Below are 15,101 nucleotides of genomic sequence, written 5' to 3'. Positions count from 1 at the left end.
CAAGGGCAATGGAGAGCCAAGTTTCCAAGGATGTTCACTCCTTTACTTTGAAAAATAGTAATTAAAAAGGAGGAACCGCAATGAGAGGAAAAAAGTCGTGCTTGAAGCCTACCGTAAACACGTCGAAGAGCGTGCTGCCGAAGGAGTTGTTCCTAAACCGCTAGACGCTGAACAAGTTGCTGGACTTGTTGAACTTCTGAAAAATCCCCCGCAAGGTGAAGAAGCTTTTATTCTTGACCTACTAGAGAACCGTATCCCACCAGGTGTAGATGAAGCTGCTTATGTAAAAGCGGGTTTCCTGACGGCGGTAGCAAAAGGTGAAGTGGAATCACCACTTGTGAGCCGTGAAAAGGCAGCTGAGCTACTAGGTACAATGCAAGGCGGTTACAACATCGCTCCTCTAGTTGAATTCCTAGAAGATGACCTACTAGCGCCTATTGCTGTAAAAGCGCTGTCTCATACTCTACTGATGTTTGACGCTTTCTATGATGTTGAAGAGAAGGCTAAAGCAGGTAATGCATTCGCGAAACAAGTTCTACAATCGTGGGCTGATGCTGAATGGTTCACATCGAAGAAGAAAGTCGCGGATCAGATTACTGTTAAAGTATTTAAAGTAACCGGTGAAACCAACACCGATGACTTGTCTCCAGCTCCAGATGCTTGGTCTCGTCCAGATATTCCAGTACACGCAAAAGCGATGCTGAAAATGGAACGTGATGGCATTGTACCGGATCAACCAGGCAGCGTTGGTCCTATCAATCAAATTGAAGAACTGCAAAAAGACGGCATTCCACTCGCATACGTAGGTGATGTTGTTGGTACCGGTTCTTCGCGTAAATCAGCAACTAACTCAGTGCTTTGGTTTATGGGTGAAGATATCCCATTTGTACCAAATAAGCGCACGGGTGGTATCTGTCTAGGTGGTAAGATCGCCCCAATTTTCTACAACACGATGGAAGATTCTGGTGCACTACCAATTGAACTAGACGTGCAAAACATGAACATGGGTGATGTGATTGATATCTTCCCATACGAAGGTGTTGTGCGTAAAAACGGTGAAGAGATCTCTAGCTTTGAACTGAGCAAAGTGTTGCTTGATGAAGTTCGTGCTGGTGGTCGTATTCCACTGATTATTGGTCGTGGCTTAACAAGCCGTGCTCGTGCATCACTTGGTCTAGAAGAAACCGATCTTTTTGCTAAGCCTGTTGACCCTTCAGCTTCTGATAAAGGTTACACCTTGGCTCAGAAGATGGTGGGTAAAGCATGTGGCGTAGAAGGTGTACGTGCAGGTCAATACTGTGAACCGAAGATGACAACGGTAGGTTCTCAGGATACTACCGGTCCAATGACACGTGACGAACTAAAAGACCTTGCGTGTCTAGGCTTCTCTGCTGATCTCGTGATGCAGTCATTTTGTCACACGTCTGCTTATCCAAAACCAGTCGATGTAAATACGCACCATACACTACCTGACTTCATTATGAACCGTGGCGGTGTATCGCTTCGTCCTGGTGATGGTGTAATTCACTCATGGTTAAACCGTATGCTTCTACCTGATACCGTTGGTACGGGTGGTGATTCACATACACGTTTCCCTCTTGGTATTTCATTCCCAGCAGGTTCAGGTCTCGTAGCATTCGCAGCTGCGACAGGTGTTATGCCACTGGATATGCCAGAGTCAATCTTGGTACGCTTTAAAGGTGAAATGCAGCCAGGTATCACGCTACGTGACTTGGTACATGCCATCCCTTACTACGCAATCCAACAAGGTCTACTGACGGTTGAGAAAGCAGGTAAGATCAACGAATTCTCTGGTCGTGTACTAGAAATTGAAGGCGTTGAGCACCTAACTGTAGAGCAGGCATTCGAGCTGTCTGATGCATCAGCAGAGCGTTCTGCGGCAGGCTGTACAGTTAAGCTATCTCAAGAGTCTATCGAGGAATACCTAAACTCAAACATCACTATGCTTAAGTGGATGATCTCGGAAGGTTACGGCGATCGTCGTACTATCGAGCGTCGTATCACAGCGATGGAAGAGTGGTTAGCAAACCCAGAGTTGATGGAAGCAGATGCGGATGCAGAATATGCGCACATCATTGAAATCGACCTAGCAGATATTCACGAGCCAATCCTATGTGCACCGAACGATCCAGATGACGCTCGTCTTCTATCTGAAGTTCAAGGTACACAGATTGATGAAGTGTTTATCGGTTCTTGTATGACTAACATTGGTCACTTCCGTGCAGCAGGTAAATTGCTAGAGCAATACGGTGGTCAATTAAATACTCGTCTATGGGTGGCACCGCCAACCAAGATGGACCGTGACCAACTGACAGAGGAAGGTTACTACGGTATCTATGGTCGTGCTGGTGTACGTATTGAAACGCCAGGGTGTTCTCTATGTATGGGTAACCAAGCACGCGTAGCAGATAAAGCGACGGTAATGTCGACTTCAACGCGTAATTTCCCGAACCGTCTTGGTACGGGTGCTAATGTTTACCTTGCGTCTGCGGAGCTAGCAGCGGTAGGTGCAATTCTAGGTAAGATTCCAACCAAAGAAGAGTACTTAGAATACGCGAAGCAAATTGATGCGACAGCAGCAGACACATACCGATACTTGAACTTCCACAAGATGGATCAGTACACCAAGAAAGCGGCAGAAGTGATTTTCCAAGAGCCTGCATAATTCTTAGTGAGCTTTGCTAATACTTGATAAGCGCCCACCATTTGGTGGGCGTTTTTTTAGATAACGCATTGCGAGAGATCCCCAGCTCGCTCGTACCTCGCTCTTGAGGATGACGATTAAATAGCCAAGAGTAAAAACGATGTCATTCCTGAAAACGACAAAGGAGTGCTGTCGGGAATCTCTTTTAAACAAGCGATTGAGAGAGCTCCGCGTCTCGCGCTTCTCCCATCCCATATCTCCCTGTATACTCCGCACCAAATTGATACGAAAAGGCGATCTCGATGGAGTTTGAATTCATCCGCAATACATTGATGGGCGAATATTATGTCAAATGTAGTATGGGGCATGAGATTGTAGGTCGCTGGCTACAAGAAGAAATTGGCAAAGATCCGGCTAAGATTGCGCAAGTTGAAAGCTTGGTTGAACAGGCATTTTCTTCGCCATCTCAAGAGCATAGATTAACTGGATCTGAGATAAGTTTAATGATCGTCGGCGATGAAGTTCTGGTTCAAGAAAACGTACTGGGTCACGACTATGAAGTCGAGATGGAAAGTGAGTTCGATTTCTATGATGCTGAGAGTACTGCGAGTTGTGGTATTGAGGACTTTTGTGCCTTGATAGAGCAGTGGAAAGACTTTTTGAACATTTAATGCACAATTTTGGGTAGTCTAATTAGGGTTGCCTTATATTTGTGAAAAGGGCGCACCGATGTGGTGCGCCCTTTTTGTTTATAAGATTATTATTTTTAATAAATTCATATAAATCAAGTAGATAAAAAGTTGGCACGCAGCTTGGATTAATACAAGTGTTTCAGGATGAAAGCTGCGGAGAAGATTCAATGAAAATCATTAATGCCATTATAAAGCCTTTTAAATTAGACGATGTGCGCGAAGCATTGGCTGATGTCGGTATTGAAGGGATGACAGTATCTGAGGTTAAAGGTTTTGGTCGCCAAAAAGGGCACACGGAACTATATCGTGGTGCTGAATACCAAGTCGACTTTCTACCAAAAGTAAAACTAGAAATCGCGACCCATGCAGACAATGTGGAACGCGTGGTAGAAGCCATCACTAAAGCGGCTCAAACCGGAAAAATTGGTGACGGCAAGATTTTTGTCTACGACCTAAACCAAGCCGTGCGTATTCGTACTGGTGAAATGGACGCAGAAGCACTTTAAGAATTCAAGGGATTGGAGAACTATCATGGAATTAACAACAACGGTAACGGAATTACGTTACGCACTCGACACCTTTTTCTTCCTCATTTCCGGTGCGTTGGTAATGTGGATGGCAGCAGGCTTTGCCATGCTGGAAGCGGGCTTAGTTCGCTCTAAAAACACCACCGAAATTCTAACCAAAAATATCTGTCTATATGCGATTGCCTGTACCATGTTCTTATTGGTCGGCTACAACATTATGTATGTTGATAATGGCGAAGGCGGCTGGCTACCATCATTTGGTGCGCTAATTGGCACACAAGGTGAAGGGGCAGATCATTCTCTAGAGTCGGACTTCTTCTTCCAAGTTGTATTCGTAGCTACAGCAATGTCAGTCGTATCTGGTGCAGTTGCTGAGCGCATGAAGCTTTGGTCTTTCCTTATCTTCTCTGCGGTACTGACGGCATTTATCTACCCTATGGAAGGTTACTGGACTTGGGGCGGTGGTTTCTTATCAGAAGCTGGCTTTAGTGACTTTGCTGGTTCAGGCATTGTACACATGGCGGGTGCAGCAGCAGCGTTAGCTGGCGTATTACTACTGGGTGCTCGTAAAGGTAAATATGGCAAAAATGGTGAAATCTACCCAATTCCAGGTTCAAACATGCCTCTAGCGACATTAGGTACATTCATCCTTTGGTTTGGTTGGTTCGGTTTCAACGGCGGTTCTCAACTAATGGTTTCTGACTTTGAGAACGCGACAGCGGTAGGTCAAATTTTCTTGAACACTAACGCAGCGGCAGCGGCAGGCGCAATTGCAGCTCTACTAGTGTGTAAAACCACTTGGGGTAAAGCTGACCTAACGATGATTCTGAACGGTGCCTTGGCAGGTCTTGTAGCAATCACTGCCGATCCTCTATCACCATCACCACTTTATGCTGTGGCTATCGGTGCGGTATCTGGTGCGCTAGTTGTGTTCAGTATCATTGGTCTGGATAAAGTGAAGATTGATGATCCTGTAGGTGCTATCTCAGTTCATGGTGTGTGTGGCTTCTTTGGTCTTATGGTTGTGCCGCTAAGTAATGGTGATGCCACATTTGGTGCACAGCTTCTAGGTGCTGCTGTTATCTTCGCTTGGGTATTCGGTGCAAGCCTTGTGGTATGGGCAATTCTGAAGGCAACAATTGGTATCCGAGTGTCGGAAGACGAAGAGTTGGAAGGTATGGATATGCACGACTGTGGTGTTGGCGCTTACCCAGAATTCGTGACTGTGAAATAACAGTCATAACGACACAATTCGTTACAAAGTAAATCATCAAAAACCTGCTCTGACGAGTAGGTTTTTTTTATGGATTAATTGTTTTCTTATTGAACATGCATATAATAACGCAACTGATAAACGTTATCATTAGCATGGTAAAGGATTAAACAATGAAAAAACTGCTAACTCTTTCAGCGATTACTTGCGCAACTCTAGCTCCAACAGCAATGGCTGCTGAAGAAGTGAACGTCTACTCTTACCGTCAACCTTTCCTAGTTGAACCTATGTTCAACGAGTTCACTAAAGAAACTGGTATCAAAGTAAACGTTAAGTTTGCGAAAAAAGGTCTAGCAGAGAAGTTGGCTCAGGAAGGCGAATACAGCCCTGCTGACGTAATCCTTACTACAGATATCAGCCGTCTAGCTGAACTGACAAACAAAGGTCTGGTTCAAAAGGTAGACAGCAAAATCATCGAAGAAAACGTACCTGCACAGTACCAAGATAAAGAAAACGAGTGGTTTGCTCTCACTCTACGTACTCGTAACGTTTACTCTTCACGTGACCGTGTTGGTAAGCTAGGTAACGATTTCAACTATGCAGACCTAGCAAAGCCTGAATTCAAAGGTAAAATCTGTACACGTAGCGGTAAGCATCCTTACAACGTATCTCTAGTGTCTTCTATGATCGCGCACCACGGTGAAGCTGAAACAAAAGAGTGGCTAGAAGGCGTTAAAGCGAACCTAGCTCGTAAGCCTCAAGGTAACGACCGCGCTCAAGTTAAAGCAATCAAAGAAGGTCTATGTGACGTTTCTCTAGGTAACAGCTACTACCTAGGTAAGATGGTTAACGACAAAGAGCAAAAAGCTTGGGCTGACGCGGTATACATCAACTTCCCTAACCAAGAGACAACAGGTACTCACGTAAATATCTCTGGTATGGCAATGGCGAAGTTCTCTCCAAACAAAGACAACGCTGTGAAGCTAATGGAATTCCTAACGGGTGACAAAGCGCAGCAAATGTATGCAGAAGTAAACTACGAGTACCCAGTAAAAGAAGGCGTTAAGCGTTCTGAACTTGTGGAATCTTGGGGTGACTTCAAAGCAGATACTATCTCTCTAGATGACATTGCTTCTCACCACGAAGCTGCAATTAAGCTACTAGATGAAGTGAAATTTGACCTTTAATTCCATGTGGGGGTATAACTATACCCCCATTTGATTAAAGGATATGAGATGTATTTGCAACTGCATTTGTATTTCATAAAGCCTTGCAGTATTTAGGCAATGAAGAATAAACATTCTCTATGGAAAACCAGTAGTGGGGTGATCACCCTGTTACTGGTTTTGCCGATCTTAGCGATCTTCTATACCGCCATTGGCGAGACGGATGACTTGTTTACGCATTTGATGTCGACGGTCATGCCAACCTACATCTATAACACCGTTGCTCTGACTTCTGGTGTGATGATTCTTTCTTTGATTCTCGGTATCCCAAGCGCTTGGTTTATGGCTATGTGCAAACTGCCAACCGAGAAATGGTTACAATGGGCATTGGTTCTGCCTCTTGCTATGCCGGGTTATATCATTGGTTACATTTTTACGGATTGGTTTGATTTTGCCGGACCGATCCAGATCTTCTTACGTGATATAACCGGATGGGGACCTGGTGAGTACTGGTTTCCTGATATTCGTACCTTGAGTGGTGCGACCTTTGTTCTTTCTCTGGTTCTTTATCCATATGTTTACTTACTCTGCCGAGCGGCATTTATGGAACAGAACGTCTCTTTGTTACAAAGTGCACGCTTACTGAAGTGTTCTCCTTGGGAGAGCTTTTGGCGTATCTCTTTACCGCTTGTTAGACCTTCTATCGCCGTTGGTTTATCTCTGGTCGCGATGGAAACCATTGGTGACTTCGGCACCGTCAGCTATTTTGCAGTGAACACACTTACCACTGCGGTTTATGATACTTGGCTTGGGTATTCGAACCTGAATGCCGCAGCGAAAATTTCAGCCATGATGTTGGTGATAGTTGTGTTGCTGTTAAGTGCTGAGCGCTACAGTCGCCGCAAGCAGAAGCTGTTCCAAAGCCAGTTTAATAGTCATGAAGATTTTCGCTATGAACTTCAAGGTTGGCAAAAGTGGGGCGCATTAGTTTGGTGTTGGGGCTTGGTTGCGATCGCATTTATTTTCCCTCTGCTACAGTTGATTGATTACGCTATTACTTACTTTGCGCAAAGCTGGACACCGGAGTTTCGTGAATATGCATGGAATAGTTTGGTGGTGTCAGTCGTGGCTGCAATCATCGGTGTTGCGATTGCTTTAACGGTAAACTTTAGTCAGCGAGTCAATGGTGGACGTTCAAGTTTAGCCTTTATGCGCCTATCTTCAATGGGATATGCGGTACCTGGTACTGTGCTCGCCATAGGTGTGATGGTAGCGGTGCTGTTTATGGATCATCGCGTGAACGATATTGCTAAAGCGATGGAGTGGGGTAGACCGGGACTGATCTTCTCAGGATCTATGTTTGCTCTGATTTTCGCGATGGTTGTTCGTTTCTCTGCTGTCGCGATCGGTAGCGTTGAGAGTAACCTAAATAAGATTTCGCCATCGTTGGATATGGCTTCGCGTACGATGGGTTGTACACCAAACACTATGTTGTGGCGTGTGCATTTTCCATTGGTTAAGCGTGGTGCCTTAATTGCTGGTCTGTTGGTGTTCATTGAGTCGATGAAAGAACTCAATGCCGCGTTATTGCTGCGCCCATTTAACTTCGAAACCTTGGCGACGTACGTGTATAACTTTGCCTCGGATGAGCATTTAGAACTTGCTGCATTACCCGCCGTATTACTGGTTCTTGTTGGGTTAATCCCGCTTGTTGTTGTTAACCGTTCACTGGAGCAAAGTCATTAATGAGCTGTGCATTATCCATTCAAAATCTTACTTGCCAGTATGAGTCACAAACTGTTCTTGAGTCTTTGTCCTTAGAAGTGGAACAGGGGCAAATTGTTTGTCTATTAGGCGCAAGTGGTTGTGGTAAGACAACGCTTCTGAAAGCCATTGCAGGTCTCCTTCCGCTAAGTTCAGGTCAAATGAGCCTGAACTGCCTCACTATTGATGACGGTAAAAATTGGTTACCACCAGAGCAGCGTAATATTGGCATGATCTTTCAAGATTACGCCTTGTTTCCGCACCTGACGGTTGCCGAGAACATTACGTTTGGTTTAAAGAATGAAACAGCGCAACAAAAGCTGCTGAAAGTAGAGGAAATGTTGGGCTTAGTTCATCTTAAAGGCTTTGGTGAACGTTACCCGCATCAGCTGTCAGGTGGTCAGCAACAGCGTGTTGCGATTGCTCGTTCACTGGCGTATAAGCCGGATCTTCTGTTGCTTGATGAACCATTTTCTAACATCGATACTCAGGTGCGTCACGAGCTGATCCGTGAAATTCGCAAGATTTTTAAGGAGCAGGGAGTTACTGCGATCTTTGTAACTCACAGTCGTGAAGAAGCTTTTGCTTTTGCCGATAAGATGGCAGTGATGAACCATGGTGTGATTGAACAGTACGGCACTGCCTCTGAACTTTACTATCAACCGTCGAGTAAGTTTGTTGCTGACTTCCTAGGTGGTGGTAGCTACCTTGCTGCAAAGCGAATCTCTGAGAACGAATTTGATACACACCTTGGCGTGGTGGAAGCGAACGCTCAGCAAGACATTAAGATGAATGGAGACTGTGCGCTGTTACTTCGTCCTCAGCATGTACAGATTGCCGCTGATGAAGAAAGTGCGGTCAAAGTGCTTGAGCAACACTTTATGGGTGATCACTGCCGTTATGTGATTGATGTTAACGGCGACCGTTTATTAGCGACGTCAACGCAAGCGTTGAATGTCGGTGATAGCGTAGCAGTAAAAGTGGAAACACAAGGCGTGTTGGCTTTTGTGTAATCAGTTAAGCCCAAATTCAGCACCATAAAAAAGCCCGGCGCTAAAGCCGGGCAAGTGTTCTTCACCTATAGGTTATGTGCTCGAAGCGGGCACAAGGTGTCAGTTATAAAGACAAGAAGTCTTTAAACTGTTGAAGAACACGTTCCGCAGTGTCCTTATCTTGCATCTCTGCAAAAATACGTAGCAACGGTTCGGTACCAGAGAAACGAGCGATAATCCAACCACCGTTTTTGAAGTAAACTTTCGCACCATCTTCGTAGCTGACTTTTTCGATCTCAAACTCAAACTCAGGTAACTGCTTCTCAATATAAATCTTGTTGAACAACGCGTCTTTTTGCGCAGGTTTGAATTTGCAATCGCCTTCAGCCATATACGCATAGCCGTACTTACCGTAGATTTCATCGAGTAACTCAGACAGTTTTTTACCGGTTACTGAAATCATTTCCACCAATAGGCTTGATGCGAATACGCCATCCTTACCTTTGATGTGACCGCGAATGGTTAGACCGCCAGAACTTTCACCGCCAATCAGTGAATCGTCAGCTTCCATTTGAGAACTGATATGTTTAAAGCCTACAGGAACCTCAAAGCACTTTTCTCCGTGGTCTTCCGCGACTTTGTCGAGTAAGTGTGTAGTTGCGATATTACGCACTACTGAGCCTGTCCAGCCTTTGTATTCAAGCAAGTAGTAGTAAAGCAGCAGTAACACTTCATTTGGATGAATGAAGTTACCTTTCTCGTCGATAATGCCAAGACGGTCTGCATCGCCATCGGTACCGATACCAATGTCATAGCCTTCCTGCTCAACAAGGTGCATCAAGCGATAAAGCGTTGCTGCACTTGGCGATGGCATCAATCCACCAAAGTCTGGGTTCTTGCCATCGTTGATCACGTCGACTTCACAGCGACCATTAATCAGTACCGTTTGAAGTGCGTTTTTTGCAACACCAAACATAGGGTCGATCAATACGCGTAGATTTGCCTTTTTGATCGCCTCGATGTCGATAAAGTCAATGATTGAGTCAACAAACTCGTTCATCGGGTTGATGATTTGAATCAGCTTATCTTCAACCGCTTGTTCAAAGTCGACGCTTTTTACATCTTGTGTCGTTAGCGTTGATATTTGTGATTCGATTTTTTGTGTGATGATTTCATCAGCGTCGCGACCGCCTTCAATGAAGACTTTGATGCCGTTGTAATCGGCAGGGTTGTGTGATGCGGTAATACATGCTGAGTAAGCACAACCCATGTCCTTCGCTTTGAACATCACGATAGGCGTTGGAACAAACTTGTCGATAAAGCTAACCACAATGCCGTTTGCCGCTAATACTTCAGCGAACCAACGACCAGCTTTATCAGAAAGAAAGCGGCGGTCATAACCAATGACAAAACCACGATCAGCCACGGATTCGTTATTCGTAATGTTTGCGACTGCCTGAGCAACCAAACGTACATTATCTTTGGTGAACTCCTCACCGATAAATGCACGCCAACCACCTGTACCAAATTTGATCATAATTCGATCCTCGATAAGAGCGGCATCCCACCGCTTCTTAAATCTTTGCTAGCGAACCGATGCGCTTATCAAACTCAAGTGCACCGGATAAACCAAAAGGGGAGAAGGACTCCCCTAAAAGATGATTAACCTAGAGTAACGATAACTTCGTTTACTGAACCTTGCGCTTGAACTGGCACTGATGCACCACTTACCGCTTCACCGTTTACGGTAATCGACTTAACGCCTTTGCTCACTGAATCAGGGTTAACGACTTTGATGTTGTACGTTGCACCTAACCATTGACGAGTCACTTCGAAACCTGGCCAGTTCGTTGGGATACAAGGATCGATGGTCAGGCCATCGAAGCCTGTACGCACACCGAGGATAAAGTTGGTTACGGCGAAGTAAGCCCAACCAGATGTACCTGTTAACCATGGGTGGTTTGCACGACCGTGGTCTTGGTGGTCACGACCCATGATGAACTGTACGTACGAGTAAGGTTCTGCAATACGTTTTTCGATGATGTCGTTCTGGTTGTATGGGTTTAGTGCATCGTAGAACTTCATTGCACGGTCACCACGACCTAATTTAGCCTCAGCTACCCAAGCCCATGGGTTTGGATGTGAGAAGATTGCCCCGTTTTCTTTTACGCCTTGATAAACGCGAGTAACAAAGCCGATGTCATCGTTTGGTGTTGCGAATGATGGTGAATTTAGGTGTAAGCCATATTCAGAGAACAGGTTCTCATCGACTGCGTCCATCGCTTTTTCACCGCGCTCTTGAGATACCGCACCTGAAAGTACCGCAAGCGTGTTTGACTCAAGGTGTACTCGACCTTCCGCTTGTTGCGCTGTACCGATCTTGTCACCATTTTTCGTTAGACCACGGATGTACCAACCACCTTCGTCATCCCAAAGGTGTGTTTCACATGCTTCACGAACGTTTGCTGCCATTTCCGTGTATTTTTCAACGTCAGCTTGTTTACCTAAGTATTTCGCTAGGTCGATGAACTCTTGCAGTGCCCAGAAGTGTAGGAACGACACCATTGAAGATTCACCACCACCGAGGTTTAGACAGTCGTTCCAGTCTGCACGCAGACCTTTACAGATACCGGTTTGACCTACGTATTCAGCCGAGAAGTCTAGTGCTGCCTTCATGTGGTCATAAACCGTGGCATCACCACCGTCAGCATAAGGGATCACTTCGTCGAAGAAGCTATGTTCACCCGTTTCCATCACGTACTTACAGATGGTTGGGACTAACCATAGATGGTCATCCGAACATGTGTCTTCGATACCGTGAATCTTGTCTTCATCAGACGGAGTAGGAACAACTGTTGGTGATTTCGATGGTTTAACGTCAGCTTTTTCTGGATCGAACCAATCTGGATCAAATAGGTGTAGACCGTAACCCGCTTTCACCTGACCGCGTAGCAGGTCAACGATACGTTTACGCGTCATTGCAGGGTTAGCATGAGGAACTGAGATCGCATCTTGCGCTGTATCGCGGTAACCCAGACCAGTACGACCACCCACTTCGATGAATGAAGCAAAGCGAGACCAAACGACACAAGTTTCCGCTTGGTATAGCGTCCAAGCGTTGATCATGGTGTCTAGACCTTCGTTTGGTGATTTCACTTGGAACTTGCCACAACGCTCATCCCAGTGCGCTTTGATACCAGCAAATGCGTTGTCAACTTCTGCAAGATCTTGGTACTTAGCACGCAGACGCTCACCGTTGCCTTTACCGATACCTAGAATGTAAGCAAAGCGAACTTCCTCACCTGGTTGGATGGTAAATTGCTTGTGCAGAGAGCCACAGTGGTTGTAACAAGTTTGTGCGGTGTTGAAACACTTACCTTGTTCCACTGCTAACGGATTTGCTTCGTCACGGTATAGACCGAGGAAGCTGTCACGTTGACCGTCGTATGAGTCTGGGTCAAATGTTGAAGCTAGGTAGTAGAAACCTTCGAAATCGTTCGTGTTGTAGTACAGGTCGTACTCAATCACGCCTTCGTTGTAAGCCGTACCTGCTGAGTAAAGAGACATCTGATGGTTTTGGTTATCAGATTGAATGTGACTGAATGAGAACTCAACAAATGAGAATGCGCTGATCGTGCGTGGTTTGTCGGAGGTGTTTTTAATCACTACATCCCAGATTTCAGCGTCTTCACCTTTTGGAACGAACAATGTTTTCGTCGCGGTAATACCGCTGTATTCACATTTGAACTTAGAGTAAGACAAGCCGTGACGAACTTCGTAGTTTGCTTCATCTAGGCTTTTCGCAACAGGTTGCCAAGAGATTGACCAGTAATCACCTGTCTCATCATCACGCAGGTAAACGTAGTGTCCCGGGCGATCGAATGTCGCGTTTGGGCGGAATTTAGTAACACGGTTGTATTCTGGAGAGTTGTAGAACGAGTAGCCACCCGCGTTGTGCGAGATAACTGTACAGAACTTCTCAGTACCTAGGTAGTTTGTCCATGGTGCTGGTACGTCAGGGCGAGTGATGACGTATTCGCGATTCTCGTTATCGAAATAGCCGTATTTCATTTGTGTATTTCCTTTTTACTAAGCTGCGCCTGCAGCCAAAAATTTAAAAACTCTTTAAGCGTGATACGTTGGCATCTGGCTTGGTATTACTTCCACGGTTTACGGTAATTCACTCCCTGCATGTCAAGCAGAGGTAGGTGTCCTTTCAACCGTGATAAATAGTCGGTCCAATCGCGGTGTTGTTTTTCAGTCCAACATGCTTCTGCCATGGCAGTCAGGCGAGGGAAAATCATGTAGTCCATGCGCGATGGGTTGTTGATGATTTCGCACCATAGAGCGGTTTGAATGCCCCAAATGCGTTTTCTGATTGGATCGTCAGCAGGCACTTCTGCTAACGGCTCGTAGTTGTAAGCTTTCTCTAATGGCAGCGGGTTAGCCCAGTCCACTCCAGGCTCTTCTGGTGCGTAGTCTTGGGTCATATCCAAATAAGTAGTTTGTGCAGGTTGCAGCACCACATCAAAGCCTTGGCGAGCACAGTTCAATGCTGCTTCTTCGCTCAACCATGAGTAAATCACGGTATCTTTGCTGACCTTGTTGCCGTGTTGAGCTTCTTCCCAACCCAGCATGCGTTTACCCAGTTTGCGCAGTTTGTCTTCTGCATGACGCAGGAAGTGACCTTGCAGCTCTTTGTAATCGGTGTAACCCAATTGCTCCATTAGGGCTTGGCAAGCAGGACTTTTCGACCACACGCCGTTAGGCACTTCGTCCGCGCCAATGTGAACATAAGGAGCAGGGAATAGAGCAGCGATCTCTTCAAGTACTTTGTCGATAAACTCGTAACTGCCCGGAAGAGCTGGGTTAATGACATTATCGTTGTAATGCTGAATGCTGCGGTACTCAGTGGTGTCTTCTGCTTCAATTAAGAGGTGAGGCAGAGACTTAATTGCGGCGCGGCAATGACCAGGTACATCAATTTCAGGAATGATGGTGATACCACGTTGCTCTGCAAATGCGATAACGTCTCGGATTTCTTCTTGCGTGTAGAAGCCGCCGTAGCGTTGAGATAAATGGGTGTATTGTGGCTCGATGGTTTCATCGATACCACGCCATGCGCCAATTTCCGTAAGCTGAGGCAGTGATTTGATCTCGACACGCCAGCCTTCATCGTCAGTGAGATGCCAATGGAACGTGTTGAACTTGTAATGCGCCAACAAGTTGATCAGGCGTTTTACTTGCTCTACGGAATGGAAATGGCGAGCACAGTCCAACATCATGCCGCGATAACGAAAGCGTGGGCTATCTATAATCGAACAGCACACTGCTTCCATGGTTTTGGTTGCTTCATCTCGTTTTAGTAGCTGCAATAAAGTTGCACAAGCATGGGTAAAGCCAGATGAAGAGCCTGCTTCAATCTTGACCGACTCTTCTGATACTTTGAGCTTATATGCCCCCTCATCCAGTGTTGGGTTGCTTTTGAAAATGATTTTGCCGCTGTTAGAAGAAGAAAGTGTAAATTGGTGAATACGCTGGAGCTCTTCTAGTAACCACGCTTTGGCTGAGTTAGCTAAGTCGGTATAAATTGCAACGCCAGCTTGTTCGTCAAAAGTGAACGAGTGGTCGCTGACTTCAATATGGTTTGGTTTTGGCAGTAACGGTTGAGCGTGCGTTAAGCTTGCTGGAATATCGCTGCGTTCCCGATATGGTGAAGCCAAAACAATAGGGGTGACGTCGACCTGAGCACGTTGAGGTTGACCATCAACGACAAAGTCGATCATTGCTTCATTAAAGCCATCCGAATAATAACGGAATGGGTTAGAGCCAATGCTGAATTCACAGTAATAGTGGTGGTTGGCAGCCAGCACTATACCTTCTGGTTTGAGTGTGCAAAAACTACCAATCTGAGTAAGTTGACCATTTGAAACGCTATCTGGAAGAATGTAACGATCGAAAGCAAAAGTTAAGCCCCAGCTGTTTAGGTCTTGGTCGCTCAAATTATGAAAGGTGAGTCCAAAGCGACAGTTTTGTTTTTGTTCAGAAAGGACCACTAAATCAACACGATATTCCATGTTCA

Annotated in this window: 10 protein-coding genes; 7 read left to right on the top strand and 3 right to left on the bottom strand. The window is 45.6% G+C overall.

Annotated features, from left to right (window positions below; translation table 11 throughout):
* Positions 1 to 97: 97 nt before the first annotated feature.
* From acnB to J4N44_RS13740, 7 genes are all read left to right on the top strand, one after another.
* Positions 98 to 2,686: a bifunctional aconitate hydratase 2/2-methylisocitrate dehydratase gene (gene acnB, locus J4N44_RS13770; RefSeq protein WP_252044561.1), complete on the top strand. Its 2,589-nt coding sequence runs from the start codon at positions 98 to 100 to the stop codon at positions 2,684 to 2,686.
* Between the two features lie 281 nt (positions 2,687 to 2,967).
* Positions 2,968 to 3,336, top strand: coding sequence for a YacL family protein (locus tag J4N44_RS13765; protein WP_009698742.1), 369 nt, complete (start codon positions 2,968 to 2,970; stop codon positions 3,334 to 3,336).
* A gap of 188 nt (positions 3,337 to 3,524) precedes the next feature.
* A complete protein-coding gene (locus J4N44_RS13760; RefSeq protein WP_005439398.1) occupies positions 3,525 to 3,863 on the top strand; it encodes a P-II family nitrogen regulator in 339 nt (112 codons plus the stop codon).
* A gap of 25 nt (positions 3,864 to 3,888) precedes the next feature.
* Positions 3,889 to 5,118, top strand: coding sequence for an ammonium transporter AmtB (locus J4N44_RS13755; protein WP_005446299.1), 1,230 nt, complete (start codon positions 3,889 to 3,891; stop codon positions 5,116 to 5,118).
* A gap of 152 nt (positions 5,119 to 5,270) precedes the next feature.
* On the top strand, positions 5,271 to 6,284 hold the full coding sequence (locus J4N44_RS13750) for a Fe(3+) ABC transporter substrate-binding protein (RefSeq protein ID WP_005446300.1): 1,014 nt from the start codon (positions 5,271 to 5,273) through the stop codon (positions 6,282 to 6,284).
* 99 nt (positions 6,285 to 6,383) lie between these two features.
* A complete protein-coding gene (locus J4N44_RS13745) occupies positions 6,384 to 8,009 on the top strand; it encodes an ABC transporter permease (RefSeq protein ID WP_017189149.1) in 1,626 nt (541 codons plus the stop codon).
* Positions 8,009 to 9,040, top strand: a complete 1,032-nt coding sequence (locus J4N44_RS13740) for an ABC transporter ATP-binding protein (RefSeq protein WP_252044559.1) — start codon at positions 8,009 to 8,011, stop codon at positions 9,038 to 9,040. Before J4N44_RS13745 ends, J4N44_RS13740 begins: the two co-directional genes overlap by 1 nt.
* A 103-nt stretch (positions 9,041 to 9,143) precedes the next feature.
* On the opposite strand, the gene J4N44_RS13735 is transcribed toward J4N44_RS13740, so the two are convergent.
* The 3 genes from J4N44_RS13735 to J4N44_RS13725 form a co-directional block, all read right to left on the bottom strand.
* Positions 9,144 to 10,556, bottom strand: a complete 1,413-nt coding sequence (locus J4N44_RS13735) for a phosphoglucomutase/phosphomannomutase family protein (protein ID WP_252044558.1) — start codon at positions 10,554 to 10,556, stop codon at positions 9,144 to 9,146.
* Between the two features lie 125 nt (positions 10,557 to 10,681).
* Entirely contained in the window at positions 10,682 to 13,090 is a 2,409-nt protein-coding gene (locus J4N44_RS13730) for a glycoside hydrolase family 94 protein (RefSeq protein WP_009703764.1), read from the bottom strand.
* Positions 13,091 to 13,176: 86 nt separating this feature from the next.
* Entirely contained in the window at positions 13,177 to 15,096 is a 1,920-nt protein-coding gene (locus J4N44_RS13725) for a beta-N-acetylhexosaminidase (RefSeq protein ID WP_252044557.1), read from the bottom strand.
* Positions 15,097 to 15,101: the final 5 nt, after the last annotated feature.

The organism is Vibrio sp. SCSIO 43155, assembly GCF_023716605.1.
Classification (GTDB): domain Bacteria; phylum Pseudomonadota; class Gammaproteobacteria; order Enterobacterales; family Vibrionaceae; genus Vibrio; species Vibrio harveyi.
This window is presented reverse-complemented; position numbering and strand designations above follow the sequence as displayed.

What these genes read in the sequence shown, in the direction of transcription:
- J4N44_RS13745 (WP_017189149.1), top strand. Translation starts at nt 6,384, where the DNA reads ATGAAGAATAAACATTCTCTATGGAAAACCAGTAGTGGGGTGATCACC.
- J4N44_RS13760 (WP_005439398.1), top strand. Translation starts at nt 3,525, where the DNA reads ATGAAAATCATTAATGCCATTATAAAGCCTTTTAAATTAGACGATGTG.
- J4N44_RS13730 (WP_009703764.1), bottom strand. Translation starts at nt 13,090, where the DNA reads ATGAAATACGGCTATTTCGATAACGAGAATCGCGAATACGTCATCACT.
- J4N44_RS13750 (WP_005446300.1), top strand. Translation starts at nt 5,271, where the DNA reads ATGAAAAAACTGCTAACTCTTTCAGCGATTACTTGCGCAACTCTAGCT.
- J4N44_RS13765 (WP_009698742.1), top strand. Translation starts at nt 2,968, where the DNA reads ATGGAGTTTGAATTCATCCGCAATACATTGATGGGCGAATATTATGTC.
- J4N44_RS13725 (WP_252044557.1), bottom strand. Translation starts at nt 15,096, where the DNA reads ATGGAATATCGTGTTGATTTAGTGGTCCTTTCTGAACAAAAACAAAAC.
- J4N44_RS13755 (WP_005446299.1), top strand. Translation starts at nt 3,889, where the DNA reads ATGGAATTAACAACAACGGTAACGGAATTACGTTACGCACTCGACACC.
- J4N44_RS13735 (WP_252044558.1), bottom strand. Translation starts at nt 10,556, where the DNA reads ATGATCAAATTTGGTACAGGTGGTTGGCGTGCATTTATCGGTGAGGAG.
- J4N44_RS13740 (WP_252044559.1), top strand. Translation starts at nt 8,009, where the DNA reads ATGAGCTGTGCATTATCCATTCAAAATCTTACTTGCCAGTATGAGTCA.